Origin of the sequence: Rhizomicrobium palustre, from assembly GCF_011761565.1 — a bacterium.
GTDB lineage: Bacteria > Pseudomonadota > Alphaproteobacteria > Micropepsales > Micropepsaceae > Rhizomicrobium > Rhizomicrobium palustre.
Genome location: NZ_JAASRM010000001.1, coordinates 1,726,773 through 1,753,127, shown reverse-complemented (window position 1 = coordinate 1,753,127; position 26,355 = coordinate 1,726,773). Strand labels below are relative to the sequence as shown.

Genomic DNA, 26,355 nt, shown 5'->3' with positions numbered 1-26,355 from the left:
TCTAGAACAGCCCTTCGATCTGGCCATCTTTGTTGAGGCCGATGCCATTGGCGGCGGGTACGCGCGGCAGGCCGGGCATGGTCATGATATCGCCCGCGATCACCACCACGAATTCAGCGCCCGCCGAAAGGCGCACTTCGCGCAGCTTCACCACATGGCCTTCCGGCGCGCCCCTGAGCTTGGCATCGGTGGAGAAGGAATACTGCGTCTTGGCCATGCATACCGGCAGACGCCCGAAGCCGGCCAGTTCCAGATCGGAGAATGCCTGCCGCACCGAGACATCGGCCGCGATATCGGCGGCGCCGTAAATCTCGCGCGCCACGACACGCACCTTTTCGATCAGGGGCAGGTGGTCGGGATAAAGCGGCTTGAAATCGGCCGCAGCCTTATCGCATTCGGCAACCACGGCCTCAGCAAGACTGACAGCCCCTTTGCCGCCTTCCGCCCAGCCTTTGCAGACATGCGCCACGCAGCCGAAGCTTTCAGCGATCTCGATCAGCTTTGCGATCTCGCCATCGCTATCGCCCGCGAAATGGTTGATCGCCACCACCACCGGCACGCCGAATTTGCGCAAGTTTCCGATATGGCGCTGCAGATTGGCGGCGCCCTTGCTCAGCGCCTCGATATTAACCTTGGAAAGATCAGCGCGCTCCATCCCGCCATGAAATTTCAGGGCACGGACGGTTGCCACCAGCACCGCGACATCGGGTTTCAGTCCGGCCTTGCGGCATTTGATGTTGAAGAATTTCTCCGCCCCAAGATCGGCGCCGAAACCGGCTTCGGTGACGACGTAATCGGCGAGCTTCAGCGCGGTGCGCGTGGCGATCAGTGAGTTGCAGCCATGGGCGATATTGGCAAACGGCCCGCCATGGATGAGGACCGGATTGTTTTCGAGACTCTGCACCAGATTGGGCAGCATCGCGTCTTTGAGGAGCACCGCCATGGCGCCCGCCGCATTCAAATCGCCTGCCGTAACAAAGCGACCCTCGCGATTTTTGCCGATCACGATCTGCGCTAAGCGGCGTTCCAGATCTTTCAGATCGGAGGCAAGGCAGAGGATCGCCATCACTTCCGAAGCGACGGTGATGTCGAAACCATCTTCGCGCGGATAGCCATTGGCGGGCCCGCCAAGCGAAGAGACGATGCTGCGCAGCGCCCGGTCGTTCATATCGAGACAGCGGCGCCAGGTGATGCGGCGGGTGTCGAGGCCCAGGGCATTACCCCAGTTGATGTGATTATCGATCAGCGCGGCGAGAAGATTGTTGGCCGAGGTAATGGCGTGAAAATCGCCGGTGAAATGAAGATTGATATCCTCCATCGGCACCACCTGGGCATGACCGCCACCAGCCGCCCCACCCTTGATGCCAAAGCAGGGGCCGAGCGAAGGCTCGCGCAAGGTGGCCAGGGAACGTTTGCCGATGCGGTTCAGGGCATCGTTAAGGCCGATGGTGGTGGTGGTCTTGCCCTCGCCCGCCGGGGTCGGCGTGATGGCGGTGACCAGGATCAATTTGCCGTCCGGGCGAGCCTTAAGATCGAGCTTTTCGAGGTCGAGCTTGGCTTTTGTGTGCCCATAGGGAATCACCGCCTCTTCGGAAATGCCGAGGGTTTCGGCGACAGCGGTAATCCGTTTCATTTTCGCCGTGCGGGCGATCTCAATATTGCTCGGAATGCTCACGCTGTATAATTCCGTGACTAGGCTTGATCCAAGGCGTTGCACCGCGCTGAGGCAGCTTTTTTCGCCGAATCTGTTTTCGCTGTCACGGCGCGGTTTTGCAACGCGGGTGCGCCTTTGCGTACACATCCATCAGGCGGCGGGCGTCGATTTCGGTATAGGTCTGGGTGGTCGAAAGCGAGGCGTGACCCAGTAATTCCTGCACTGCGCGCAAATCCCCGCCATTCGCCAAAAGGTGGGTGGCAAAGGAGTGGCGTAAGGCATGCGGCGTGGCCCGTTCAGAAAGCCCGAGCCGCGACCGTAAGGTCTGCATCAGGTTTTGCGCCTCGCGCGGGCTCATGGGCTTGCCGGTGCGCGATAAAAATAACGCCTCCTGCGGTCCCGGCTTAAAAGGGCAAGCCTCAGCATAGGCGGCCACCGCCTCGCGCACCACCGGCAATAGCGGCACCACGCGTTCCTTGCGGCCCTTACCGATCACACTGATGCTGTCGCCGAGCGGCACATCCCCGCGCCGTAGACTAAGCCCCTCCGAAATACGAAGCCCGGCACCGTAGAGCAGGGTCAGCAAGGCCGTGTTGCGCAAGCCCAACCATTCGACATCGTGGTTTGCGGCTTCTTCGAGGGTGCGGGCGGCATCGATTTCACTCAGAGGCCTTGGCAGCGTGCGCGGAAGCCGCGGCGAACGCACCGCGCGGGCGGCAGCGTTTTCAAGAATGCTTTCGCGCGCAAGAAAGCGAAAAAAGCTCCTCACCGCCGCCATGGCGCGCTGCACGCTGCGCGGGCCCAAACCTTCGCGGCGCAAGCTCGTGATGAAGGCACGAATATCGGCCGGGGTGAGATCTTTCAGATCGACGCGATCATAGGTCGTGCCGGTATGACCGGCTATGAAGCCTAAGAAGCGCGTGAGATCATCACCATAGGCGCGCAGCGTATGCGGGCTGGCCTTGCGTTCATGGGCGAGGCTGGACAGCCATTCAGCCCTCAGGCCTTGGGAAGATCGAGCCATGCCCTGATTGCCCGTTCGAGCGCGCGCGCGAAGAAACCAAGATCGGTTTCGCTATCCTGCCCATCGAAGCGCCCATCGACGCGCGAGCCGAGCACAAACAAGGCGGGTGGCGCCGACGCGCCGATGCGAAGGCGGAAGGCGGCGATGGAACGATAGCCGGTGCGGCCAAAGAGTAATTCCCCACCACCCGAAAGGATCGCGCCCATGCCTTCGGGTCCCACTACCGCGGCTACCGTGCCCGGCGCGATGAGGCGCACCCCATCCGAAGATGTGGCGGCAGCAAATCCATCCGCTGCTTCAATGCAGAACACCGCGCGATCCGCGCCAAAAGCGGGTGCGGCACTGGTGACCGCCGCTATGGCTTCGGCAAAGCTTCTGGCGTCGATCAAATCCAGGACGGCTTTTTTTACACCCTCGGAGAGCGCGCCGCGGCGGGGCTGTGCCTGCAATGCGAGGAGTTCAGCCCGCAGCGCCTGATTTTCGCCGCGCAATTTTTCCATGGCGTAGCGCTGCAAGTCACTGATATCGCTATCCTGGAAACGCTCCGGCAGGAGCAGCGACAAGAGCTCGCCATCGCTCAAGGCCCAATCCCGGTGCAGGCGAATATACGCCTTCACCGCGTCAGCGGCGCTGATGAGAGGTTCCCGGGACGGCGCGCTTTCGCTCATGCTAGACCATTATGACGGGCATCGCCCAGGATTCGTGATTCGACCAAGGTTCCGTGATTCGACCAAACATCTGTGATTCGAATTGTACCGCATGAGTGCTGACAACCCAACGCGCGCCGGGGACTATCGCGCAAGCGTGCTGCTGCCGCTACCCCTTTCGGGCGCTTATGACTACAAGCTGACGCTTCCGGCGAAGCGCGGGGCAATTGTCACAGCGCCGCTGGGCCCGCGCCAGAGCCTTGGCGTCGTTTGGGGAAGCGCGGAAGGCGGCGTTGCGGAAGCAAAGCTGAAGCTGGCCGAGCCGCTCGATGGCGCACCGCATCTGCCCGGCTCCCTATGCGATTTCATCGATTGGGTGGCGCAGTACACCTTGACCCTGCCGGGTATGGTGCTGGCGATGGCCTTGCGCTCGCGCCAAGCCTTTGAGCCGGAAACGATGCGCACCGCGTACATTTCAGGAAACGGTGTTCCTGCGAAAATGACGCCCGCCCGACAGCGCGTGCTCGACACCGCAAAAGACGGGCTGGCGCGCTCTGTGCCGCAATTGGCGGAAGAGGCCAATGTCACGCCGGCGGTGGTGCGCGGTCTTGTCGATTGCGGCGCCTTGCAAGCCATCGAGCTTCCCGAGTTTGATCCTTATCGTCCACCTGATCCTGATTTCGATGTACCCAAGCTCAATACCGAGCAGGCGCTCGCCGCAGAGGTGATGCGGGGTGCGGTAAGGGGACGGCGTTTCGGCGTCAGCCTGTTGGACGGCATCACCGGTTCGGGCAAAACCGAGACCTATTTCGAAGCTGTGGCAGAAGCGCTGCGCGAAGGGCGCCAAACCTTGATCCTTTTGCCGGAAATCGCGCTGACGGTGCAGTTTCTCGACCGCTTCGCCGCGCGCTTTGGCGTGCGCCCGGCCGAATGGCATTCTGACCTTTCACCGCGCGAGCGGCGGCGAGTTTACCGCGCGGTGATGAGCGGCGAAGCCAAAATCGTGGTGGGTGCGCGCTCGGCGCTGTTTCTGCCTTTCGCCGATCTTGGCCTGATCGTGGTCGATGAAGAGCATGAGCAAGCCTATAAGCAGGAAGACGGCGCCATCTATCATGCCCGCGATATGGCCGTTGTGCGCGCACGTTTCGCGCAATGTCCGGTAATCCTGGCAAGCGCCACGCCATCGCTGGAAAGCTATGTCAATGCGAAGAACGGGCGCTATGCTCATCTGACTTTGACCAATCGCCATGGCGCGGCCGAATTACCAGAGGTACGCCTGATCGATTTGCGCGAGGATCGCGGCGACCCTGGCACATTTCTCTCGCCGACTTTGCGCGAGAATATCGCGCGCACCGTGGCGGCGGGCGAACAGGCAATGCTGTTCTTGAACCGGCGCGGCTATGCTCCGCTGACATTATGCGAAGCTTGCGGCCACAAGCTTGTCTGCCGCCAATGCTCGGCTTGGCTGGTGGAGCATCGCTATAGAAAGCGCCTTGTCTGTCATCATTGCGGCTATGAAACGGGATTGCCTCCAGCCTGCCCTCAATGCGGCACGGAAGGAAAATTCATTGCCTGCGGTCCAGGCGTGGAACGCGTCGCCGAAGAGTTCAAGGCGCTATTCCCCGACGCGCGCATGGCGATTGCCTCCTCCGACACCATGGGGGGGCCTGCCGAAATGCAAGCTGCCATCCGCGCCATGCAAAAACGCGAGATCGATGTTCTAATCGGCACCCAGATCGTCGCCAAAGGCCACCACTTCCCGCAATTGACCTTGGTCGGCGTAGTGGATGCGGATCTTGGCGGCTCCGACGGCGACCTCAGAGCCCGCGAGCGCACCTTTCAGCTTTTGCACCAAGTCTCAGGACGTGCGGGACGTGCGGAAAAGCCGGGGCTGGTGCTTTTGCAAACCCGCAATCCCAAGGATGCGGTGATGCAGGCGCTGACCGCTTCCGACCGCGATGCCTTCTACGAACAAGAGCGCAAATATCGCGAAATCATTCATGCCCCGCCATTCGGGCGGCTGGCTGCGCTCATTCTATCCGGTCATGATGGGGAAGCGGTGCGCGAGGCTGGGCGTGTCCTGGCCAAGACGGCGCCGTCAGCGCGCGGCATCAAAGTGTGGGGGCCGACGCCCGCTTTCTATGCGCTCTTGCGCGGCCAAACCCGAGAACGGCTTTTGGTGCAGACTGAAAAGAGCATCGACATCCAAGCCTATCTCAGGACCTGGCTGAAAGACGCGACCATTCCAAAATCGGTGCGTCTGGTGGTGGATGTCGATCCAGTGAGTTTCTTCTAACGGCTCAGCGCGCGGTCTGGCACTGTTTCAGCGCCTGATCTGCCCTGTTTTTCTGAGTCTTCTCATCGAAGCCCAATTCCTTGACTTCGAGCGCTGCGGCATTGGCCGAGATCTGGCACCGGTCATCAGGCGCAGATGCCATAGCCGCCGCAGGAGCCGAGGCTGCCGGTGTGGCGGTTGCAGGAGATGCCGGAGCCGCGGTGGATGCCGGCGTGACGGGCGCAGCGCTATCAGACCCCATGCCGGCATAGCTGAAAGCATGATCCCAATCGGCATCGGTACAACCGGCAAGTCCGCACGCAACAAACGCGACGGCGGCAATACGACGTAACATGAAATCCCCCGTAATAACGGCGTACATCTTGTAGTCGAATCCATGCGCACACGGAACGGCTATTCTTTCGCCGTTATCCGCCTGCGCATGAAGATGACGTAAGCCTTAGTCCAGGCCACGCACATCCACGAGGTGGCCGGCAATCGCCGCCGCCGCCGCCATGGCCGGGCTCATCAGATGCGTCCTACCGCCACGCCCTTGCCGCCCTTCGAAATTGCGGTTGGAGGTGGAGGCGCAGCGTTCCCCAGGGGCGAGGCGATCAGCATTCATCGCAAGACACATGGAACAGCCCGGCTCGCGCCATTCAAAGCCAGCGGCAATGAAAATCTGATCCAGACCTTCTTCCTCGGCCTGATGCTTCACAAGGCCCGAGCCCGGAACAATCATGGCGCTGACATGGGCGGCCACTTTCTTGCCCTTGGCAATTTTCGCGGCGGCGCGGAAATCTTCGATACGGCCATTGGTGCAGGAGCCGATGAAGACGCGATCGATCTTGACCTCGGTCAGCGGGGTGCCGGGCTTCAAATCCATATAGGCGAGCGCGCGTTCGGCGGCGCTCTTCTTGGCCGGATCGCTCATCGTGGCCGGGTCGGGGATGGTGGCCGTGACGGGCAGAGCTTGTTCCGGGGACGTGCCCCAGGTCACCATCGGCGCGATCTCAGAGGCCTCAAGAGTGATCTCTGCATCGAACACGGCATCGGCATCGGTTTTGAGAAGACGCCAAGTGGCAACCGCCGCTTCAAAAGTTGCACCCTTGGGCGCACGCGGACGGCCAGCGATATAAGCGAAGGTCACATCATCGGGCGCGATCAGCCCAGCGCGCGCGCCCGCCTCGATGGTCATGTTGCAGAGGGTCATGCGGCCTTCCATGGAAAGCCCGGTCACCGCCTCGCCCGCAAATTCGATGACATAGCCGGTGCCGCCCGCAGTGCCGATTTTGGCGATGATGGCGAGCGCCATGTCCTTCGCCGTGATGCCTTCGGGCAGCGCACCCTTCACGGTGACGCGCATATTCTTGGATTTCGGGGCCAGCAATGTCTGGGTCGCCAGGACGTGCTCGACTTCCGAGGTGCCGATACCATGCGCCAAAGCGCCGAAGGCGCCATGGGTGGAGGTGTGGGAATCGCCACAGACGATAGTCGTGCCCGGCAGGGTGAAGCCCTGTTCCGGCCCGACGATATGCACCACGCCCTGGCGGATATCGTCCATGGCGAGGTATTCGACGCCGAATTCCTTGGTATTGCGTTCGAGGGTGGCGACCTGCTCGGCGCTTTCCGGGTCTTCGATGCCCTTGGCACGGCCGAGTGTCGGCACGTTATGATCAGCCACCGCCAGAGTCTTTTCCGGGCGGCGCACGGCGCGGCCGGTATTGCGCAGGCCTTCAAAGGCCTGGGGGCTCGTCACCTCATGCACAAGATGGCGGTCGATATAAAGAATCGAGGATTCCCCCGGCGCCTCATGCACCAGATGCGCGTCCCAGATCTTATCGTACAGCGTCTTGCCCATAGAAGGCGGCCTTTCCCGTCAAACAGGGGGCCTAACAACACCAGAGCGGCCTTTAGCGCAAGACCCTTACACCGTCAGCGGCCACTCGCGACATAAACCACCAGACCGATCACAACCAGGGCTATGGCCTGGGCGAGAATCCTGTACCGCATCAAGACGTTGGACCATTTGGCCGAAGCCTCGCCGCCGAGCGCCATAACCGCGATCCCACCCAGGAGAATGACGGCCACAATCCCCAGCATGACCAGGATCGCGATGTTGCCAGCCATCTTCATATCCTCCGCTGGATTCCTGTCCGGAAACGGGTGTCAGGCGAGTTCGTCTACCTGCTCGTCGGTCAAATTGCCCGGGACGATGGTGACCGGGATGGCCTGGATCTTGGTGGCGAAGAGCTTGACCAGCGGCCCCGGCCCCTCTTTGGCGCCCGAAGAGGCCACCACCAGGATGGAGATCGCCCTATCCTTGGCGATGAGGTCGAGCAACACCTCGGTCTCCTCGCCATGGGCGATGATCAGTTCCGGGGTGATGCCGGTCAGCTCGTTGATCAGCTTGGCGGCGTCATAAATGCGGGCTTCGGCCTCCTGATGGGCCTCGTCCATCATGATCTCTTCCACCCCGCCCCATTGCTGGAAATCGACCGGATGGGCGACACAGAGGAGCGACACCCGCCCGCCCGTATGCTGGGCCCGGCGCGCGGCAAAGCGCACGGCCACTTTCGATTCGGCCGTCTTATCCACCACCACCAGGAATTTGCGCACGGATGCAGGCATGGCTGGAGAATCCACCATCCCCAGCCGGGGAGCAAGCTGCTTTCAATTGAGCGGCAGCTTGGCTTTCAGCTCGTAAAGCGCCTCCAGCGCCGCCTTGGGGGTGAGGGCGTCGGGATCGATGGCGCGCAGGGCTTCCTCGACGGCGTTTTGCTCTTTTTTGACCGGCGCGGTGGCGGAGAAGAGCGGCAGATCGTCGATACGGGCGAGCGGCTTATGACCTTCGCGGCCATCTTCCAGCGCCTTCAGCACCTCACCCGCGCGGCTGACCACCGCTTGCGGCAAGCCCGCCAGCTTGGCGACATGGATACCATAAGACCGGTCCGCCACGCCCGGAATGACTTCATGCAGGAAGACGATGGAGTCATTCCACTCGCGCACCTTCATGGTGACGCAAGCCATGGCAGGCAGGCGTTCGGCGAGTGCCGTCATTTCGTGGTAATGCGTGGCGAAGAGCGCACGGGATTTGTTCTTGAGGCAAAGATGCTCGGCGGTCGCCCAGGCGATGGCGAGACCGTCAAAGGTCGCTGTGCCGCGCCCGATCTCATCCAGGATGACGAGGCTTTTCTCCGTAGCCTGATTAAGAATGGCGGCAGTCTCCACCATCTCGACCATGAAGGTTGAACGGCCGGCGGCAAGATCATCGCCCGCACCAACGCGGCTGAACAAGCGATCCACAATGCCGATATGCGCCGATTCCGCGGGCACGAAAGAGCCCATCTGCGCGAGGATGGCGATCAGCGCGTTCTGGCGCAGAAAGGTCGATTTACCAGCCATATTCGGACCAGTGACCAGCCACAGACGACGGTCGCTGGAAAGATCGGCATCATTGGGCACAAAAGGCGTGTGGCTGGCGAGCAAAGCGGCTTCCACCACAGGATGGCGGGCGCGCTTGAGGCTGAAGGCTTTGCTGTTGTCGATCTTGGGCCGCGTGTAGTTCTTGACGCGCGCAAGATCGGCAAGGCTTGAGGCCACATCCAATATGGCGAGGCTTTCCGCGATCTTGGAGAGCGGGAGTGCCGAGGCCAAGGCATCGGCGCACATCTCATCGAAGAGCTGTTTCTCAAGCGCCAGCGCCTGATCGCCCGCTTGGCTGATGCGATTGGCGAGGCTGGAAAGCTCATCGGTCGAAAAGCGCACCGCCCCGCCCATGGTCTGGCGATGGCGATAGCCTTGGGCCATCAGCTTATCGCCATGCTGCGGCGTCACTTCGATGAAATAGCCAAGCACACCGTTATGCTTGATCTTCAAGGGCGTGCCGGTTTCATCGCGGTATTTGGCTTCGAGCGTGGCGATGACGCGGCGCGATTCATCGCGCAAGGAGCGGATTTCATCCAGCGCCGCATGCGCACCGGGGCGCACAAAGCCTCCATCGCGCGCATAAAACGGCGGCTCAGGGATCAGCAAATGGGTGAGCTTATCGGCGAGTGGCGACAGCGCGACGAGACCTTCCAGGATCGCGCCAATCGCATCGCCCGCTTCACCGGGTGCTTGCGGCACCAGCGCGCGCACCGCATGCGCCGCCGAAATACCATCGCGTAAAGCCGCAAGATCGCGCGGACCGCCACGCTGCACCGACAGACGCGCCAGCGCGCGCGCGATATCGGGCGCGGCACGCAGCTTCTCGCGCAATTCCTCATTGGTTTCGCGCGCCTTGAGAAAATGGGCGACCGACTCCTGGCGATGTTGAAGCGCGGCGACATCTGTAAGCGGTGCAGCCAATCTTGCGGCCAGCAACCGCGCACCTGCTGCGGTCACGCTCCGATCAATCGCATGCAGAAAGCTGCCGCGCCGCTCCCCGCCCAAAGTCTGCACCAGTTCGAGATTGCGCCGCGTGGCAGCATCGATCGCCATATAGGCAGCCGCGCCTTCGCGGGCGAGCGGCGACAGCGCAGGCAGCTTGCCTTTCTGCGTCAGCTCCAAATAGCCGATCAGCGCGCCCGCCGCCGAGACTTCCGCGCGCGAGAAAGCACCAAAACCCGCCAGCTCATTGACGCCATAAAAACTCTTCAGCGCCCGTTCGCCGGTGGAGGATTCAAACTTCAGCGCAGGCAAAACCGTGACTGCACCGGCCAATGCATTCAGAACCGACGCCATCTCGGGATCGGCAAAGAGGGAATCCGGCACAATCAGCTCTGACGGGCTGAGACGCGCCAGCTCTACACCGAGATCTCCCGGCGCGACGGCTGCAACGCGGAACTGACCCGCGCTCATCTCAGCGGCGGCAAGCGCCAACTCGCCCCCGGCGCGGCCAAGGCTGGCGAGCGTGTTGGATTGCTTAGGCTCGAGCAGGGATTCTTCGGTCAACGTGCCAGGGGTAACGAGACGAACCACCTCACGCCGCACCACCGCTTTGGAGCCGCGCTTTCTCGCCTCAGCCGGGTCTTCCATCTGCTCGCAAATCGCGACGCGAAAGCCTTTGCGGATGAGACGCTCCAAATACTGTTCGCTGGCATGCACCGGCACGCCGCACATCGGGATATCGACACCCTGATGCTTGCCGCGCTTGGTCAGAGCGATATCGAGCGCTTCGGCTGCCTTTGCGGCATCCTCGAAAAACAGCTCGTAAAAATCCCCCATCCGGTAAAACAGGAGGTATTCGCTGTGAGTCGCCTTGATCTCAAGAAATTGCGCCATCGAGGGTGTGGCACCCTCGGTTGAAAGCCCCGCAGGGGACGATGCGGGGGGCGTAGGTTCGGCGGTTTCGGCGGGTGTTTTATCGGAGCTCATGGACGAAAACTATCAGACTAAGGTGCATAGATGCGTTGCGTGGGATGGACGTACAAAGCCCCGATAAGCTGATATCCTGTGGACAAGATTCCCCGGAAGAGAAGAATGGAACAACAGAACGACCGCCCCTCCTTCACGGAGGAAGAAGCCCTCGCCTTTCATGCCGGCGACAAGCCCGGCAAGATCGCCGTGGTCCCCTCCAAGCCGATGGCCACCCAGCGCGACCTGGCCCTTGCCTATTCGCCCGGTGTGGCGGTGCCCGTGCGGGCCATCGCTGAACGCCCGGAGGCGGTTTATGACTATACCTCCAAGGGCAATCTCGTCGCGGTGATTTCCAACGGCACGGCCATTTTGGGCCTGGGCGATCTTGGCCCCCTGGCCTCCAAGCCGGTGATGGAGGGCAAGGCCGTTCTCTTCAAGCGCTTTGCCGATGTGGACGCCATCGATATCGAAGTCGATACCACCGATGTCGAGGCCTTCATCAATTGCGTGCGTTATCTCGGCCCCACCTTTGGCGGCATCAACCTGGAAGACATTAAGGCGCCCGATTGCTTTGTGATCGAAGAGCGCCTGCGCGAGTTGATGGACATTCCGGTCTTTCACGATGACCAGCATGGCACCGCGATTATCTGCGCGGCGGGCATCATCAATGCGCTGCAGCTCACCGGCCGCAAGATTTCCGAGATCAAGGTAGTGGTGAACGGCGCGGGCGCTGCGGGCATCGCCTGCCTTGAGCTCTTAAAGACCATGGGCCTGCCCAGCGCCAATGCGGTGCTGTGCGATTCCAAGGGCGTGATCTATCGCGGCCGCACCTCTGGCATGAACCAGTGGAAGAGCGCCCATGCGGTGGACACCACCGCCCGCACCCTGGAAGAGGCGCTGGTCGATTGCGACGTGTTCCTGGGCCTGTCGGTCAAGGGCGCGGTGACGAAGGAAATGGTGAAAACCATGGCCAAGGCGCCGATCATTTTCGCCATGGCCAATCCCGACCCGGAAATCACCCCGGAAGAGGTCAAATCCGTCCGCTCCGACGCCATCGTGGCGACCGGGCGCAGCGATTACCCCAACCAGGTCAATAACGTCCTCGGTTTCCCTTATATTTTCCGCGGCGCCCTCGACGTGCGGGCGCGGGAAATCAACCTGCCCATGAAGGTGGCGGCGGCCGAAGCCCTGGCGGCGCTCGCCCGGGAAGACGTGCCCGATGAGGTGGCCACCGCCTATCGCGGCGCCCGTCCGTCCTATGGGCCGGAATACATCATCCCCTCCCCCTTCGATCCCCGGCTGATTTCGCGGGTGTCCTCGGCGGTGTCCGAGGCGGCGATCAAATCGGGGGTGGCGCGCCGCGCCATTCCGGACGGGGAGCGCTATCGCGCCGAGCTTTCCGCCCGCCTCGATCCTTCCGCCAACCTCTTCCACCGCCTCACCACCAGCGTCCGGGCCAATCCCAAGCGGGTGGTCTTTGCTGAAGGTGAGGAGCCTTGCGTGGTTCGCGCCGCCGCCGCCTTCCAGCAGGCCGGTCTCGGCAAGGCCATTCTGGTTGGCCGCCGGGAAGTGGTGAAAGCCACCATCAAGAATGCAGGGCTTGAGGAAGCCGATCTCGAAATCCGGGTGCCGCATTCGGCCGCCGAAGCCGCTCCTTATATTGAGGCGCTGTATCAACGCCTACAACGGCGCGGCGCCCTTTATCGTGACTGCGTGCGCATGGTCACCAACGATCGCAATATTTATGCGGCCAGCCTTCTGGCGGCAGACGAGGCTGACGCCATGGTGACGGGCATGACCCGCGCCTATGCGGCGGCGTTGAACGATGTTCGCCAGGTGATGGATTCTCCGACCGGGCAGCGCCCGATGGGGGTGCAGATCCTCTTCGCCAAAGGACGGGTGATCTTCGTTGCCGATACCAGCGTGCACGAACATCCGACCTCCGAGCAACTGGCTGATATTGCTGTACAATCTGCCAGAGTCGCGAAGCATTTCGGCTATACGCCGCGCGTCGCCCTCTTGGCCTCCTCGACCTTCGGTTACCCCCGCAATGAGCGCTCGGAGCGCATCGTGGAAGCGGTGAACATCCTCGACCGCCGTCAGGTGGACTTTGAGTATGACGGCGAAATGGCGGTGGATGTGGCCCTCAGCCGGGACAAGCTCAAGCTCTATCCCTTCTGCCGCCTGACCGACACGGCCAATGTGCTGGTCATGCCGGCGGTGCATTCGGCGGATATCGCCACCAAGCTCTTACAGCAGGTCGGCGGCACCTCCATGCTGGGGCCATTCCTGGTCGGGCTGGAGAAGCCGGTCCAGATCGTCACCCTGGGCGCCAAGATGAGCGAGATCTACAACGCGGCGCTGGTCGCCTCGCTGTAGTCGGAAGCACTGAACAGTGTTCACTGGCCTGCGAGACCCAGTTTCGCGGGCCAGAACTGTATCTGGCCACATGTAGCAACGTTACTACCTATTACGGACTAACCCGCAGTCGCCACAGGGCAAAGTATGTAGTATTGTAGGAACAATCTTTGGAATCAGCGCGATGCAGAAGCTCTCCGCCCGCGAATTCAATCAGGATGTCGGCAAGGCCAAGCGGCTGGCCGCCGAGGCCCCGGTGATCATCACCGACCGGGGCGAGCCCGCCTTTGTCCTGATGAGCTATGCCGCCTTCCGCGCCCAGAGTGGTTCGGCCACCTCCATCCTGACCCTTTTGGACCAGAAGTCGGGCCCGCCGAGGGGGGAGCCGGAGGAGTTCATGGCGGAAACGCTTCCCGGCAGCCCCATCAAACCGGCGCAGTTTGGCTGATGTTCCTCCTCGACACCCATGTTGTGACGGAGCTTCGCCGCCGCGAGAGGGTGGATGAAGGCCTCGCCGAATGGGCGGCAAGCGTCGCGCCTGCCGATCTCTACCTCTCCGCCCTCTCTTTGATGGAGCTGGAGATGGGTCTGGTCTCGCTTGAACAGCGTTCATCGGCCCGGGCCCAACCATTGCGGCTCTGGCTGGAGACCAAGGTGGTGCCCGCTTTTGCCGGGCGCATCCTCGCCATCGACAGCCAAACCGCCCGCCGCGCCGCCAGTTTGCAGGTGCTCCACCGCCGCCCGGAACGGAATAGCTTGATCGCCGCTACCGCGCTGGTGCATGGCTTGAGCTTGGTGACGCGCCATCGCGCCGAATTCGAGCCGTTCGGGCTGAGACTGCTTAGCCCCTGGACGGTGACGGACAACAACAAAGGCCAAGCCCTATGACCAGCTTCATCGACCGCCTGTGGGACGAGGACATCATCCCCACGCTTTCCGACTACATCCTGATCCCGAACAAATCGCCCCTCTTCGATCCCGAATGGCAGGCGCATGGGCATATGGAGAAGGCGGTTTCGCTGTTCGAGGGCTGGGCGAAGGCAAAGCTGGCCAAGGTTGCGGGCGCCAAGGTGGAAGTGATCCGCCCCGAGGGGCGTACCCCCCTGATTCTGATCGAAATTCCGGGCACCGCGCCGGGCAATGTCCTGCTCTATGGGCATCTGGATAAGCAGCCGGAGATGAAAGGCTGGTCGGACGGCATGGGCCCGTGGACCCCGGTTCTGAAGGACGGCAAGCTTTATGGCCGCGGCGGCGCCGATGACGGCTATGCCATGTTCGCGGCGCTCTCGGCCATTCTGGCGCTGCATGAGAGCGGCAGCCCGCATGCCCGCTGCGTGATCACCATCGAATCGGGCGAAGAATCCGGCTCGCCGGATCTGGCCTATTACATCGACGCCCTGTCGGACCAGCTTGGCGCCATCGATCTGGTGGTTTGCCTGGATTCCGGTTGCGGCAATTACGAGCAACTCTGGCTCACCACCTCTTTGCGCGGCATCGCGGCGGGCGTCCTCAACATCCGCGTGCTGACCGAAGGGGTGCATTCAGGCGATGCCAGCGGCATCGTGCCGGGCGCCTTCCGCATCCTGCGCCAGCTTCTCTCCCGCATCGAAGACGAAGCCAGCGGCGCGATGAAGGGCGCCGATTTCTTCGTCGACATCCCGGCGGACCGTCTCGCCCAGGCCAAAGCCGCGGCAGCAACCCTCGGCACCGCTGTCTACGACCGCCTGCCCTTCGCGGGCTCGACCAAGCCGATGGCTGCCACCCATGAAGACATGATCCTGAACCGCACCTGGCGGCCGCAGCTTTCGGTCATCGGCATGGACGGCTATCCCGCCATTCAAGGCGCGGGCAATGTGCTCTTGCCTTATGCCAGCGCCAAGCTGTCACTGCGCCTGCCGCCGACCTTGGATGCCGATAAGGCCATCGCCGCCCTGAAGAAGGTGCTGGAAGAAAACCCGCCTTACGATGCGGTGGTGGAGTTCGACGCCGAGCGCGGCCAAGGCGGCTGGAATGCCCCGACGCTGACGCCCTGGCTGGAAAAGAGCCTCGCCAAAGCCTCAAGCACCCATTTCGGCAAGCCCGCGGCTTTCATGGGCGAAGGCGGCTCGATCCCCTTCATGGGGCTTCTGGGCGAGAAATTCCCCGGCACGCAGTTCGTCGTCACCGGCGTCCTCGGCCCCAACTCCAACGCCCACGGCCCGAACGAATTCCTGCATATCGGCGCAGCGAAGAAGGTTTCCGCCTCCATCGCCGACATCCTGGCCGATCACGCCAAGAAATAAGGGCTTAGCGTCTCGCAATACCGAAAGCGCGGCGGGCAACTGCCGCGCTTTTGTTTGGCTGGGAACTTTCCTGCCGAGCCGCCCGTTCCGTGTCCGCCTTAACATGCGGATGCACCATGCGCTCTTGTCTTCTTTACGCGGTCGGCGTGCCGATCCCGATCATCATCATTATCTGGCTTCTAACCGGCCATATGTGATCAGGAAAACTGGGCCAGCGCAGCGTTGAGGCTTTCGGCCTGGGCGACAGATACGCCCATGTCAGACAGCACTTTTTGCGGGCCCGGCTGCACGCCAGCCAGCACCACCTTGGTGTGGCCGCCCGCCGCCGCCTTCAAGAATTTCTTCAAGATCATCACGCCCGAAGCATCGATCAGCGGCACGTCTTCCAACACCAGGATGATGGCGCGGGGACGGCCGCCAGCGCGATAGAGAACCTCTTCGAATTGCGCCACGGCGCCAAAGAAGAATGGCCCGTTGAGGCGGAAAACCTCCACCCCATGCGGCAGCGCGCGGCGTTCAAGCCGGTTGGCGGCATCAGGCAAAGCCTCGGCTTCATCGGCTGCGAGCAGCGGGATGGATTTTTCCAGCGCTACCGTCTCAGCCATGCGGTGCATGAAGAACAGCGCCGAGAGAACCACGCCGACGCAGATCGCGACCGAAAGATCGACCAGCACGGTGAGGAGGAAGGTGATGAGCAGCAAGGCCATATCACCGCGCGGGCCTTTGAGAATGGCGCGGAAGGCGGAGAACTCCGCCATGTTCCAGCACACGATCACCAGCACGGCGGCAAGGCCCGCGAGCGGGATGTAGGAAACGAACGGCGCCAAGACGAGCATCATCGCCAGCACGGCGGCGGCGTGAATCATGCCAGAGACCGGTGTGCGCGCCCCAGCGCGGATATTGGTGGCGGTGCGGGCAATCGCGCCCGTCGCCGGAATGCCGCCCATCACCGCGCTCGCCATATTGGCAAAACCTTGGGCTACGAGTTCGACATTGGAGCGGTGGCGGCGCCCGGTCATGCCATCGGCGACAACAGCCGAGAGCAGCGACTCGATCCCGCCCAGCAATGCTATGGTGAGCGCGGCGGGAAACAGCTCGCGGATTTTGGCAAAACCCAGCACCGGCAGATGCGGCGGCGGCAGCATGCGCGGGATGCCGCCAAAGCGCGAACCGATGGATTCCACCGGCACGGAAAGGCCATGGCAGAAGAGCGCAATCGCGGCGATGGCGATTAAAAAAGCGGGAAGCTTCGGCCAACGCAGCTGCACCCCCACGATCAGCCCAAGGGTCATCGCGGCGATGAGCAAAGCCTGCCAATGGAAGGTGCCAATCGCGGCGGCATAGGCCTCCCAGCGCTCCAGCACATCGGCGGGCGGGTGGTTGAGGGTGAGGCCGAGCAAATCACCGACCTGGCTCGAAAAGATGATCAGCGCGATGCCGGTGGTGAAGCCGGTGACCACGGGATAGGGGATATATTTGATGAAGGTGCCGAGCTTTGCCCAGCCTGCCGCCATCAGCATCAACCCGGCCATGATGGTGGCGATCACCAGCCCGTCATAGCCATGGTGCGCCACCACCCCATAGACCACCACGACAAAGGCGCCGGTGGGCCCGCCGATCTGGTGGCGGCTGCCGCCCAACGCCGAAATGAAGAAGCCCGCCACGATGGCAGTGAAAAGGCCGCGCTCCGGCCCGACGCCGCTGGCAATGGCCAGCGCCATGGAAAGCGGCATGGCCACGATGGCGACGGTGAGACCTGCGAAGAGATCGGCTTTCAGCCGGTCCGCGCCATAGCCTTCCTGGAAAACGGTGATGAGTTTGGGGGTGAAGGCGCTCCAAAGAGATGCCTGATCAGCGCCCTTTGTTGTTTTAAATATCATTATTCATGGATTACGCCTACGTTCCCGCCTGCGCAATACGGAAAAGCCGCGTCCTGCCCGCGTCTTAATTGATCCAGCCACACGCGCCGCGCGTTATGCTTGTGCCGACTTTTCCGACGAGCCCGCGATGTCCACTCACAGTGTCAGCCGCCCCAGCCAAGGTCTCAGCATCCTCTTTCTGAGCGGATTTCTGCTTTTTACCTTGGCGATCGGCTGGACTGGCGGGGCGGTGACCGCGCCCAATATCCCGACTTGGTATGCCGGTCTCGCCAAGCCGAGCTTCAATCCGCCCAACTGGCTCTTCATGCCGGTCTGGACCACGCTCTATGTGCTGATGGCGATCGCCGCATGGCGGATTTGGCGCCGTCTCGGAATTGGTAATTTCACCATGGCCTTATGGCTCTTCCAGCTCACCCTTAACTTCGCCTGGAGCTTCATTTTCTTTGGCGCGCATCAACCCATGGCGGCGTTTTTCGAGCTCACCGTGATGTGGGTCGCGATCCTTCTGACCATGATCGCCTTCTTGCGGATCGACACATTGGCCGGACTTCTGCTCCTGCCTTATCTCGCCTGGGTGAGCTTTGCAGGGGTGCTCAACTTTTGGATTTGGCAGCTCAACCCCTGACGCGAGTGCATGGGCCGCAGAAAATGGTGTAACCCCTTCCAGGTACTTGCTTTGTTCTAAAATTACCGCGCTGACACCGCCCTCACGACCTTGCGAGCGCCATACCCCCTTCCTATATACCCCTCGACACTAGGGGCGGGGTTCATTTGGGCCCTGTTCCGTCACATCCGTGGGGCGGGCACTTTCCGGCGCTCTGGTGAGGCCCAAGACCCGCTGCCCTTGAAGGAAGGAAGAAGAGAACTATGGCAAAAGTGATCGGCATCGACCTCGGCACGACCAATTCGTGCGTAGCGGTCATGGAGGGCTCGGCCCCCAAGGTCATCGAAAACTCGGAAGGCGCCCGCACGACGCCCTCTATCGTCGCCTTCACCAATGACGGCGAACGCCTCATCGGCCAGCCGGCCAAGCGCCAGGCGGTCACCAACCCCGAATACACCTATTTCGCGATCAAGCGCCTGATCGGCCGCCGCTATGAAGATCCGCTGACCCAGAAGGATAAGGGCATGGTCCCCTATTCCATCGTCGCGGCTGACAATGGCGATGCCTGGGTCGCGGGCCGTGATTCCAAGAAATACGCTCCGTCCGAAATCTCCGGCTTCACCCTTCAGAAGATGAAGGAAACCGCTGAAGCTCATCTCGGCGAGAAAGTCACGCAGGCCGTGATCACCGTTCCAGCCTACTTCAACGACGCCCAGCGCCAAGCCACCAAGGACGCGGGCAAAATCGCCGGTCTCGAAGTTCTCCGTATTATCAACGAACCCACCGCCGCGGCGCTCGCCTATGGCATGGACAAGAAGGGTTCGGGCGTCATTGCCGTATACGACCTTGGCGGCGGCACCTTCGACGTCTCCGTGCTGGAAATCGGCGACGGCGTCTTCGAAGTGAAGTCCACCAACGGCGACACCTTCCTCGGCGGTGAAGACTTCGACCTGCGCATCGTCAATTACCTGGCGGACGAGTTCAAAAAGGAAAATGGCATCGACCTGCGCGCCGACCGCTTGGCCCTGCAGCGCCTGAAGGACGCCGCTGAAAAGGCCAAGATCGAGCTCAGCTCCTCGATGCAGACCGAAGTGAACCTGCCCTTCATCACGGCAGACGCTTCCGGCCCGAAGCATCTCACCATCAAGATCACCCGCGCCAAGCTGGAAGCCCTGGTCGATGACCTGATCCAGCGCACCATCGGCCCGGTGAAGCAGGCCCTCAAGGATGCCGGCGTCTCCGCGAACCAGATCGACGAAGTGATCCTGGTCGGCGGCATGACCCGCATGCCGAAGGTGCAGGAAGTCGTGAAGCAGGTGTTCGGCAAAGAGCCCCATAAGGGCGTGAACCCGGACGAAGTGGTCGCCATCGGCGCCGCCATTCAGGCGGGCGTGCTCAAGGGCGAAGTCAAGGACGTGCTGCTCCTCGACGTCACCCCGCTGTCGCTGGGCATCGAGACCCTGGGCGGCGTCTTCACCCGCCTGATCGACCGCAACACCACCATCCCGACCAAGAAGAGCCAGACCTTCTCGACGGCTGAGGACAATCAGACCGCCGTGACGATCCGCGTCTTCCAGGGCGAGCGTGAAATGGCCGCCGACAACAAGATGCTCGGCCAGTTCGATCTGATGGGCATCCCCCCGGCGCCCCGCGGCGTGCCGCAGGTGGAAGTGACCTTCGACATCGACGCCAACGGCATTGTGTCGGTGACGGCGAAGGACAAGGCCACCAACAAGGAACAGCAGATCCGCATCCAGGCTTCCGGCGGTCTTAGCGACGCCGACATCAAGAAGATGGTCGAAGAAGCTGAAGCCCATGCCGCGGACGACAAGAACCGCAAGGCGTTGGCCGAAGCCAAGAACCAGGCCGACAGCCTGGTGCATTCGACCGAGAAGGCCTTGGCCGAACACGGCTCCAAGGTGGGTGAAGCGGAAAAGACCGCCATCGCCGACGCCCTGGCCGCGGTCAAGGAAGCTCTGAAAGGCGAGAACGCCGAAGAAATCCAGCAGAAGACCCAGACCCTGGCGCAGGCTTCCATGAAGCTCGGCGAGGCCATGTATAAGGCGCAGCAGACCGAAGGCGGCGAACCCGGCGCCGAGGCCAAGCCCGCCGATGACAATGTGGTCGATGCGGAGTTCTCCGAAGTCGACGACACGAAGAAGAACGCCTAAATCCTCTTGTACTCCGCCGCTCTTCAATCCCGGAGGGCGGCGGACGAGTATTGTGAAGATCGATGAGCAAGCGTTGCTACTACGACGTCCTGGGTTGCAAAAAAGGCGCGCCGATCTCCGAGATCAAAAGCGCCTATCGCAAGCTCGCCATGGAGCTGCATCCCGACCGTAATCCCGGTGACACAACCTGCGAAGCCAAGTTCAAGGAAATCAACGAGGCTTACGACATCCTGAAGGATGAGCAGAAGCGTGCCGCCTATGACCGCTTCGGCCACGCCGCCTTCGATGGCGGTATGGGTAATGGCCATGGACAAGGCGGCAATCCGTTCGATTTTGCTGGCTCCTTCGCCGACGTCTTTGAGGACATTTTCGGCGAGATGATGGGCGGCCAGCGCGGCGCCAAGCGGCAGAACCGCGGCGGCGACCTGCGCTACAATTTATCGATTTCTCTCGAAGAAGCGTTCAACGGCTCCAAGGCCGAGATCAAAGTGCCGACCGCGGTCGCCTGCGAACCCTGCCGGGGCACCGGCGCCGAAGCGGGCACCAGCGCCGAGACCTGCCCGACCTGCCAAGGTCATGGCAAGGTGCGCGCCTCCCAAGGCTTCTTCACCATCGAACGCACCTGCCCGCATTGCCAGGGCAAGGGCCGCGTCGTCAAAAAACCCTGCAAGACCTGCGGTGGCGTCGGCCATGTGCAGAAGGAACGCACGCTGATGGTGGATATTCCGCCGGGCGTGGAAGAAGGCACCCGCATCCGCCTTTCGGGCGAAGGCCAGGCAGGCTTCAATGGCGGGCCAAATGGCGATTTGTATGTTTTCCTCTCTGTCGAACAGCATCCCATCTTCCAGCGCGACGGGCATGATCTTTACTGCCGCGTGCCGGTGAGCTTTGTCACCGCTGCGCTTGGCGGCAGCGTGGATGTGCCCACCCTCGACGGCGGCAAAGTGCCGGTGAAGATCGCGGAAGGCACCCAGACGGGCCGCCAATATCGCGTCCGCAGCAAAGGCATGCCGGTCTTGCGCGGCAATGGTCTCTGCGGCGATCTCTTTGTCGAAATTTTCGTCGAGACGCCCTGCAAGCTCTCCAAGGCGCAGAAGGAATTGCTGCGCCAGTTCGAGGAAACCACCCAAGGCTGCCAGCCCGAATGCGAGGGCTTTTTCACCAAGGTGAAAGCCTTCTGGGACGGCACCGCGACGAAGCATTAAGATGGCAAGCGCGCCCTTCTTTGCGCGCTTCCTGGCTCACCCCAAGCGTGTTGGTGCGATCGCCCCTTCGGGCGCTTTTCTGGCGCGCGCCGTGGTGGCGGAAGCCGATCTCTCTGGCGATGTCCTGGAGCTTGGCCCGGGCAGCGGCGCCTTCACGGCGGCGCTGTTAGAAGCGGGTCTTCCTCCCTCACGCCTCACCGCCATCGAATATGATGCAAGCTTCGCGGCGGCTTTGCGCAGACGTTTTCCGGGCGTTGGCATCCTGCAAGGCGATGCGTTTTCATTCGCGGCGCTGACACCGGGCTTGCGCTTTTCCAGCGTTATCTCCGGCTTGCCACTGCTCAATTACGGACGCGATGAAGACCGTGCGCTGATCGCATCCGCGCTGATGGCGATGCCAAAGGGCGCGCCTTTCGTGCAGTTCTCTTATGGTTGGAACGCTCCAGTTGAGCCGCCCGAAGGCGCGACAGTGCATAAAGCGACGCGCATCTGGAAAAACCTGCCGCCCGCGGCGGTGTGGGTGTACCGGCGGGGATGAATGCTTCGCAGCCGCGCGTTCAAGCACGCGGAATTGCGCTGCGATTTGGCCTCGGAGCACGCACTACCCCGCCGCACCTGCGATGTGTTCGGCGGCGCGCAGGACGCGTTCGTCGACATAAGGCAGGAACTTCCTGAAATTATCGCGGAAGAGATCGGCGAGGCGTTTGGCTTGCGCGTCATACGCGGCTTTATCCGGCCAGGATTCACGCGGGAACAGCACATTCGTTTCGACGCCCGTCACCGCTTTGGGAATGCGGAAACCGAATACCGGATCATGCACCCATTCGCTTTCCGCCAAAGAGCCATCGAGGGCGGCATGCAGCAGCGTGCGGGTTAGTTTGATTGGCATACGTTTGCCGCCCGCCGAAGCCGGGCCGCCATTCCAGCCGGTATTGACCAGCCAGCAATCGCAATCATGTTTGTCGATCAGATCGCGCAAGAGATTTCCATAGACGCTCGGGTGCAACGGCATAAAGGGCGCGCCGAAACAGGTGGAGAAAGTCGGCTCGGGCTCGCGGCCCATGCCTTTTTCCGTGCCTGCCAGACGCGCGGTGAAGCCCGAGAGGAAGTGATACATCGCCTGGCTGGGCGAGAGTTTTGCGATCGGCGGCAAGACACCAAAGGCATCCGCCGTCAGCATGATCACATTGGCGGGATGGCCGACGCGCCCGGTCTCGCTCGCATGCGGGATGAAATGAATGGGATAGGCCGCGCGGGTGTTTTCGGTATAGCGGTCATCATCAAGATCAAGCGCGCCGGTCTCAGGATGGCAGACGACATTCTCCAAGACCGTGCCGAAACGTTCGGTGGTGGCGTAAATCTCGGGCTCGGCTTCGCGTGAGAGCTTGATCACCTTGGCGTAACAACCGCCTTCGAAATTGAAGATGCCGTTCTCGCCCCAGCCATGTTCGTCATCACCGACGAGCTCGCGTGAGGAGTCTGCGGAAAGCGTCGTCTTGCCGGTGCCGGAAAGGCCGAAGAAGATCGCAACATCACCCTTCTGCCCAGCATTGGCCGAGCAATGCATCGGCATCACGCCTTTTTCCGGCAATAGGTAATTGAGGAGCGTGAAGACGGATTTCTTCATCTCGCCCGCATAGGACGTGCCCGCGATCAGAACGAGGCGCCGGGAAATATCGATGGCGATGATGGTGGAGCTGGTGCAGCCGTGGCGCGCCGGTTCGGCCTTGAAGCCGGGAAGACCAAGAATGGTGAACTCGGGCGCAAAATCCTTCAGCCCCACCGCGTCCGGGCGGATAAGCAGATGGCGGATGAAGAGCGAGTGCCAGGCATATTCGGTAAACACCCTGACCGGTAAACGATGGGCGGGATCAGCCCCGCCCCACAAATCCTGGATGAACAGTTCTTTGTTCGCCGCATAGGCGAGCATGTCGTCTCTGAGCCGGGCGAAAGCTTCCGGCGAGAGCGCCTTATTTGCCTCCCACCAGACTTTTTCCTCGGTGGCGGCGTCCTTCACGACGTATTTGTCGGAAGCTGAGCGGCCCGTATGCTGGCCGGTGAGCGCCACCAGCGCGCCGTCGCACGATAACCGCGCCTCTCCTCGCAAAAGGGAAAGCTCCACCAGACGCGGCTCTGATAGGTTCTGGCGAACAGCGTTCGCTTTTTCCAAATCCCTGAAATTCGTGCTGTTTGCGATCTCGGCCATGCCGGTCCTCCCGCCGCCTGCCAAAGCCTAGGAGGCGCATTGTTTCACCGCAACACGAGAAACTTGCGAGATATTTCCCGCATCATTCCCGCAATCCTAGAGCCGGAATTGTCGCACTCCCCTCACAATCTTGCGTGGCCGAAGCGGGCCCGCTGGAGTAAGAGCAAGCCATGAGTTTTTCCGAAACCGAACTTGAGCGTTATGCCCGCCACATCGTGTTGCGCGAGGTGGGCGGAACCGGACAGGCGAAAATCAAAGCGGCCAAGGTGCTGGTGGTGGGCGCGGGAGGGCTCGGCAGCCCGATGATCCTGTATCTCGCCGCAGCCGGTGTCGGCACCATCGGCATCGTCGATTTCGATGCGGTGAGCCTTTCCAACCTGCAGCGCCAGATTGCCCATCGCACCGCCGATATCGGACGGCTGAAAATCGACTCGGCCAAGGACAATGCCAACGCCATCAACCCCAACGTGAAGATAGAGACCTTTCGCACCAAGCTGACAGCGGAAAACGCGAAAGAGATCATCGGCGGCTTTGATATCGTGGCCGATGGATCAGATAATTTCACCACCCGCTTTCTCATCGCCGACACCTGCTTTGCGCTCAAAAAAACACTTGTAAGCGCTGCGGTGACGGAGTTTTCCGGCCAGCTCGCGACATTTCATGAGGGCGGCAAACCTTGTTACCGCTGCTTTATTCCGGAAGAGCCGCCGCGCGGCGCAGTACGCCCATGTACAGAAGCAGGTGTGCTGGGCGCTGCGGCGGGCGTTATGGGATCACTGCAAGCTCTGGAAATCTTGAAAGAAATAACCGGCGCGGGTGAAAGTATGGCTGGCAAACTTTTGATCTATGAAGCACTGGATACGCGCTTTCGGACACTCACCTTAAAACCTGATCCGAATTGCCCGCTTTGTGGAAAGCCCAGAGCATAGATTTAACCAGCGCTTAAAAGCCGTCCCTTAGCTTAATTCCAGTAAATTGGGGTCCGGGACTGACATAAAATGGCGAAACAAATCCACTACGAGATCTTCCGCCGGCGGGGGGCGGCAGGAAGCTGGTCCCTCGTAGAGGTGCGCGAGGAACGCGAGGATGCGCTTAAATTCGCCCAGAGCCTAATTAACGGCGATGCCGTTGGCGTGAAGGTGATCAAGGAAACATTCAATGAAGAGACCGGCGATTATCTCTCCCTCAAAGTTTTCGAGCATGGCGAAGTGAAAGCCAAAACGCGTGGTTTGCACGAAGACGTGCCAAGCTCTCCCTGTTTCAAGGTCGATGACCTTTATTCCTATCATGCGCGCAAGACCATCGCGCAGGTGCTGCCGGACTTCCTCTCCCGCTACAAGGTGACGGTGACCGAGCTCGGCCATCGCGCTGATCTTCTGGAGCGGCTGGAAGCGACTGGCACCGCCCTGCAGCATGCCATCCAGCGTGTAGCCGTGGCGCAAGCAGCGAGCGGAGAAAACCAGCTCACCAAGATCATCCGCGGCTTACACGAACTCACCACCCAGGCGATGCATCGCGTCTATCGCGATCATGAGAAGGGGCGCTTCGTCGAGACCATGCCTGGCGGTTTCCTGCCGCTGGCCGAAAAGCTCGCGGAGACGCCGGAAGGCACCTATCTCCTGAACGGCTCGCTTGCCTATTACCTTGCCAAGGATGCCAAGGGCTGGGACGACAAAGTTGCCCGGCTGATGCAGTTGATGGCTGAGGCTGAAGGTGAAACGCCGGGCGCCAAGCTGTTATTTGCCTGCGTTGATAATCTCATCTCCGAAGTCCTGAACGGGGCCGCGGGGCTGCGCGAAGTGATCGGCGATAAGGAGACCCACGGCACCGCGCTGATGGCGCTGGTGAAGCTCTTTCTGGGACGCGAGCCCGACGAAAGCGAGGGCCGCGAAGGGCTGGTGGCGCTGACCCGCCAATTCGGTGCCGATCGCCTGCCCAATGCGCGCATCGCCATCGCACAGCGCATTCTGACCGAAATCCGCTCCTTCAAGCGGCTTTGCCCCAATTCCCTGGAAGACGAATTCAAGACCCTGCGCCAGATCGCCAATCTTCTGGTCAGAGGGATCGGCAAATATCTCAGCCATGAAGACCTGATCTCGGCCTTCGTGCTGAGAAGCCAGCGTCTCATCACTGCGGAGACGCTCGCGCCTTATCTGACGGGCATCCCGCCAGACACCAAACTCGAGCGCATTCTGTTCGTCGAGGAGAACATCATCGGTGCAGAAAACAAGCGCCGGCTCGCCGATTTCGTGGCACCGGTGATCACGGGCTCGGGTTTCGAGGAGTATTACCAGAATTCGAAACTGCCGCCGGTGCAGCGCTTACAGCAGCTTGGTGCATTGCAGGATCGCGTGAAGCGCTCCGGCTTGCAGGAAAACCAGCGCGCGGAAATCGCCGAAGTCCTCGACAAAATCGCCGCCAATGTCGAAGCCAAGAACCGCATCTTCGAAAGCATCGACAAAAAGCCGGTGAGTGGGGTGGAAAAAACCCAGCTTATCTTAAAGCTGATGACGGCGGGCACCTTCACCACACCGAGGATGACCACCAAAGCGCGCCAGATGCTGGCGAGCTATATCGGCCAACCAGGCTTTCTCACCGGCTATATCGCGCAAGCGCCAGACCGCGAGGAAGCCGTCAGCGGCCTCCTCGACAGCCTTTCCAAGGCGGGGCTTTCGCAGGCGACGCTGAAGACGATCGCAGCCTAGCGCG

General features: G+C 61.5%; 21 protein-coding genes. 11 read left to right on the top strand and 10 right to left on the bottom strand.

Annotated elements, in window-relative coordinates; translation table 11 throughout:
- Position 1 precedes the first annotated feature (1 nt).
- From FHS83_RS08010 to FHS83_RS08000, 3 genes are all read right to left on the bottom strand, one after another.
- Positions 2–1,675: a formate--tetrahydrofolate ligase gene (locus FHS83_RS08010; protein WP_341801548.1), complete on the bottom strand. Its 1,674-nt coding sequence runs from the start codon at positions 1,673–1,675 to the stop codon at positions 2–4.
- A gap of 82 nt (positions 1,676–1,757) precedes the next feature.
- The gene (locus FHS83_RS08005) at positions 1,758–2,678 is read right to left on the bottom strand and encodes a tyrosine recombinase XerC (protein ID WP_167082469.1); all 921 of its coding nucleotides are present in this window, start codon (positions 2,676–2,678) and stop codon (positions 1,758–1,760) included.
- Positions 2,654–3,346: a DUF484 family protein gene (locus FHS83_RS08000; RefSeq protein ID WP_167082468.1), complete on the bottom strand. Its 693-nt coding sequence runs from the start codon at positions 3,344–3,346 to the stop codon at positions 2,654–2,656. Before FHS83_RS08000 ends, FHS83_RS08005 begins: the two co-directional genes overlap by 25 nt.
- Before the next feature lie 91 nt (positions 3,347–3,437).
- On the opposite strand from FHS83_RS08000, the gene FHS83_RS07995 reads away from it, so the two are divergent.
- A complete protein-coding gene (locus FHS83_RS07995; protein WP_167082467.1) occupies positions 3,438–5,621 on the top strand; it encodes a primosomal protein N' in 2,184 nt (727 codons plus the stop codon).
- A gap of 4 nt (positions 5,622–5,625) precedes the next feature.
- Here FHS83_RS07995 and FHS83_RS07990 read toward each other — a convergent pair whose 3' ends face one another.
- From FHS83_RS07990 to mutS, 5 genes are all read right to left on the bottom strand, one after another.
- Positions 5,626–5,955, bottom strand: a complete 330-nt coding sequence (locus FHS83_RS07990) for a hypothetical protein (RefSeq protein ID WP_167079623.1) — start codon at positions 5,953–5,955, stop codon at positions 5,626–5,628.
- A gap of 105 nt (positions 5,956–6,060) precedes the next feature.
- The gene (leuC, locus tag FHS83_RS07985; protein ID WP_167082466.1) at positions 6,061–7,461 is read right to left on the bottom strand and encodes a 3-isopropylmalate dehydratase large subunit; all 1,401 of its coding nucleotides are present in this window, start codon (positions 7,459–7,461) and stop codon (positions 6,061–6,063) included.
- Between the two features lie 74 nt (positions 7,462–7,535).
- Complete coding sequence (locus FHS83_RS07980; RefSeq protein WP_167082465.1) at positions 7,536–7,730, bottom strand: HIG1 domain-containing protein; 195 nt, start codon at positions 7,728–7,730, stop codon at positions 7,536–7,538.
- A 39-nt stretch (positions 7,731–7,769) separates the two neighbouring features.
- Complete coding sequence (locus tag FHS83_RS07975) at positions 7,770–8,231, bottom strand: universal stress protein (protein WP_208414297.1); 462 nt, start codon at positions 8,229–8,231, stop codon at positions 7,770–7,772.
- A 42-nt stretch (positions 8,232–8,273) separates the two neighbouring features.
- Positions 8,274–10,958 carry a DNA mismatch repair protein MutS gene (mutS, locus tag FHS83_RS07970; protein WP_167082463.1) on the bottom strand — a complete coding sequence of 895 codons (2,685 nt, stop codon included), beginning with the start codon at positions 10,956–10,958 and terminating at the stop codon, positions 8,274–8,276.
- Positions 10,959–11,063: 105 nt separating this feature from the next.
- Between mutS and FHS83_RS07965 the strand changes: the two genes are divergently transcribed.
- From FHS83_RS07965 to FHS83_RS07950, 4 genes are all read left to right on the top strand, one after another.
- Entirely contained in the window at positions 11,064–13,319 is a 2,256-nt protein-coding gene (locus tag FHS83_RS07965; RefSeq protein WP_167082462.1) for an NADP-dependent malic enzyme, read from the top strand.
- A gap of 163 nt (positions 13,320–13,482) precedes the next feature.
- A complete protein-coding gene (locus FHS83_RS07960) occupies positions 13,483–13,746 on the top strand; it encodes a type II toxin-antitoxin system Phd/YefM family antitoxin (protein WP_167082461.1) in 264 nt (87 codons plus the stop codon).
- Positions 13,746–14,186: a type II toxin-antitoxin system VapC family toxin gene (locus FHS83_RS07955; RefSeq protein WP_167082460.1), complete on the top strand. Its 441-nt coding sequence runs from the start codon at positions 13,746–13,748 to the stop codon at positions 14,184–14,186. Before FHS83_RS07960 ends, FHS83_RS07955 begins: the two co-directional genes overlap by 1 nt.
- Positions 14,183–15,580 carry a M20/M25/M40 family metallo-hydrolase gene (locus tag FHS83_RS07950; protein ID WP_167082459.1) on the top strand — a complete coding sequence of 466 codons (1,398 nt, stop codon included), beginning with the start codon at positions 14,183–14,185 and terminating at the stop codon, positions 15,578–15,580. Before FHS83_RS07955 ends, FHS83_RS07950 begins: the two co-directional genes overlap by 4 nt.
- A gap of 197 nt (positions 15,581–15,777) precedes the next feature.
- On the opposite strand, the gene FHS83_RS07945 is transcribed toward FHS83_RS07950, so the two are convergent.
- Entirely contained in the window at positions 15,778–17,460 is a 1,683-nt protein-coding gene (locus tag FHS83_RS07945) for a SulP family inorganic anion transporter (protein WP_167082458.1), read from the bottom strand.
- Between the two features lie 127 nt (positions 17,461–17,587).
- Here FHS83_RS07945 and FHS83_RS07940 point away from each other — a divergent pair, with 127 nt between their 5' ends.
- From FHS83_RS07940 to FHS83_RS07925, 4 genes are all read left to right on the top strand, one after another.
- Positions 17,588–18,085 carry a TspO/MBR family protein gene (locus tag FHS83_RS07940; RefSeq protein ID WP_167082457.1) on the top strand — a complete coding sequence of 166 codons (498 nt, stop codon included), beginning with the start codon at positions 17,588–17,590 and terminating at the stop codon, positions 18,083–18,085.
- 242 nt (positions 18,086–18,327) lie between these two features.
- Positions 18,328–20,235, top strand: coding sequence for a molecular chaperone DnaK (gene dnaK / locus FHS83_RS07935; protein WP_167082456.1), 1,908 nt, complete (start codon positions 18,328–18,330; stop codon positions 20,233–20,235).
- 62 nt (positions 20,236–20,297) lie between these two features.
- A complete protein-coding gene (gene dnaJ, locus FHS83_RS07930) occupies positions 20,298–21,440 on the top strand; it encodes a molecular chaperone DnaJ (protein ID WP_167082455.1) in 1,143 nt (380 codons plus the stop codon).
- 1 nt (position 21,441) lies between these two features.
- Complete coding sequence (locus tag FHS83_RS07925) at positions 21,442–21,978, top strand: class I SAM-dependent methyltransferase (RefSeq protein ID WP_167082454.1); 537 nt, start codon at positions 21,442–21,444, stop codon at positions 21,976–21,978.
- A gap of 63 nt (positions 21,979–22,041) precedes the next feature.
- On the opposite strand, the gene FHS83_RS07920 is transcribed toward FHS83_RS07925, so the two are convergent.
- Entirely contained in the window at positions 22,042–23,646 is a 1,605-nt protein-coding gene (locus FHS83_RS07920) for a phosphoenolpyruvate carboxykinase (RefSeq protein ID WP_167082453.1), read from the bottom strand.
- 170 nt (positions 23,647–23,816) lie between these two features.
- Here FHS83_RS07920 and FHS83_RS07915 point away from each other — a divergent pair, with 170 nt between their 5' ends.
- Positions 23,817–24,575, top strand: coding sequence for a HesA/MoeB/ThiF family protein (locus tag FHS83_RS07915; RefSeq protein WP_167082452.1), 759 nt, complete (start codon positions 23,817–23,819; stop codon positions 24,573–24,575).
- Positions 24,576–24,644: 69 nt separating this feature from the next.
- A complete protein-coding gene (locus FHS83_RS07910; protein WP_167082451.1) occupies positions 24,645–26,351 on the top strand; it encodes a hypothetical protein in 1,707 nt (568 codons plus the stop codon).
- The last annotated feature ends 4 nt before the right edge of the window (positions 26,352–26,355 follow it).

Coding starts and splice junctions, on each gene's coding strand:
- leuC (WP_167082466.1), bottom strand. CDS start 7,461: ATGGGCAAGACGCTGTACGATAAGATCTGGGACGCGCATCTGGTGCAT.
- FHS83_RS07945 (WP_167082458.1), bottom strand. CDS start 17,460: ATGATATTTAAAACAACAAAGGGCGCTGATCAGGCATCTCTTTGGAGC.
- FHS83_RS07965 (WP_167082462.1), top strand. CDS start 11,064: ATGGAACAACAGAACGACCGCCCCTCCTTCACGGAGGAAGAAGCCCTC.
- FHS83_RS08005 (WP_167082469.1), bottom strand. CDS start 2,678: ATGGCTCGATCTTCCCAAGGCCTGAGGGCTGAATGGCTGTCCAGCCTC.
- FHS83_RS07980 (WP_167082465.1), bottom strand. CDS start 7,730: ATGGCTGGCAACATCGCGATCCTGGTCATGCTGGGGATTGTGGCCGTC.
- dnaJ (WP_167082455.1), top strand. CDS start 20,298: ATGAGCAAGCGTTGCTACTACGACGTCCTGGGTTGCAAAAAAGGCGCG.
- FHS83_RS07990 (WP_167079623.1), bottom strand. CDS start 5,955: ATGTTACGTCGTATTGCCGCCGTCGCGTTTGTTGCGTGCGGACTTGCC.
- FHS83_RS07940 (WP_167082457.1), top strand. CDS start 17,588: ATGTCCACTCACAGTGTCAGCCGCCCCAGCCAAGGTCTCAGCATCCTC.
- FHS83_RS07975 (WP_208414297.1), bottom strand. CDS start 8,231: ATGCCTGCATCCGTGCGCAAATTCCTGGTGGTGGTGGATAAGACGGCC.
- dnaK (WP_167082456.1), top strand. CDS start 18,328: ATGGCAAAAGTGATCGGCATCGACCTCGGCACGACCAATTCGTGCGTA.
- FHS83_RS07925 (WP_167082454.1), top strand. CDS start 21,442: ATGGCAAGCGCGCCCTTCTTTGCGCGCTTCCTGGCTCACCCCAAGCGT.
- FHS83_RS08000 (WP_167082468.1), bottom strand. CDS start 3,346: ATGAGCGAAAGCGCGCCGTCCCGGGAACCTCTCATCAGCGCCGCTGAC.
- FHS83_RS07950 (WP_167082459.1), top strand. CDS start 14,183: ATGACCAGCTTCATCGACCGCCTGTGGGACGAGGACATCATCCCCACG.
- FHS83_RS07910 (WP_167082451.1), top strand. CDS start 24,645: ATGGCGAAACAAATCCACTACGAGATCTTCCGCCGGCGGGGGGCGGCA.
- FHS83_RS07955 (WP_167082460.1), top strand. CDS start 13,746: ATGTTCCTCCTCGACACCCATGTTGTGACGGAGCTTCGCCGCCGCGAG.
- FHS83_RS07995 (WP_167082467.1), top strand. CDS start 3,438: ATGAGTGCTGACAACCCAACGCGCGCCGGGGACTATCGCGCAAGCGTG.
- FHS83_RS07920 (WP_167082453.1), bottom strand. CDS start 23,646: ATGGCCGAGATCGCAAACAGCACGAATTTCAGGGATTTGGAAAAAGCG.
- mutS (WP_167082463.1), bottom strand. CDS start 10,958: ATGAGCTCCGATAAAACACCCGCCGAAACCGCCGAACCTACGCCCCCC.
- FHS83_RS07960 (WP_167082461.1), top strand. CDS start 13,483: ATGCAGAAGCTCTCCGCCCGCGAATTCAATCAGGATGTCGGCAAGGCC.
- FHS83_RS07915 (WP_167082452.1), top strand. CDS start 23,817: ATGAGTTTTTCCGAAACCGAACTTGAGCGTTATGCCCGCCACATCGTG.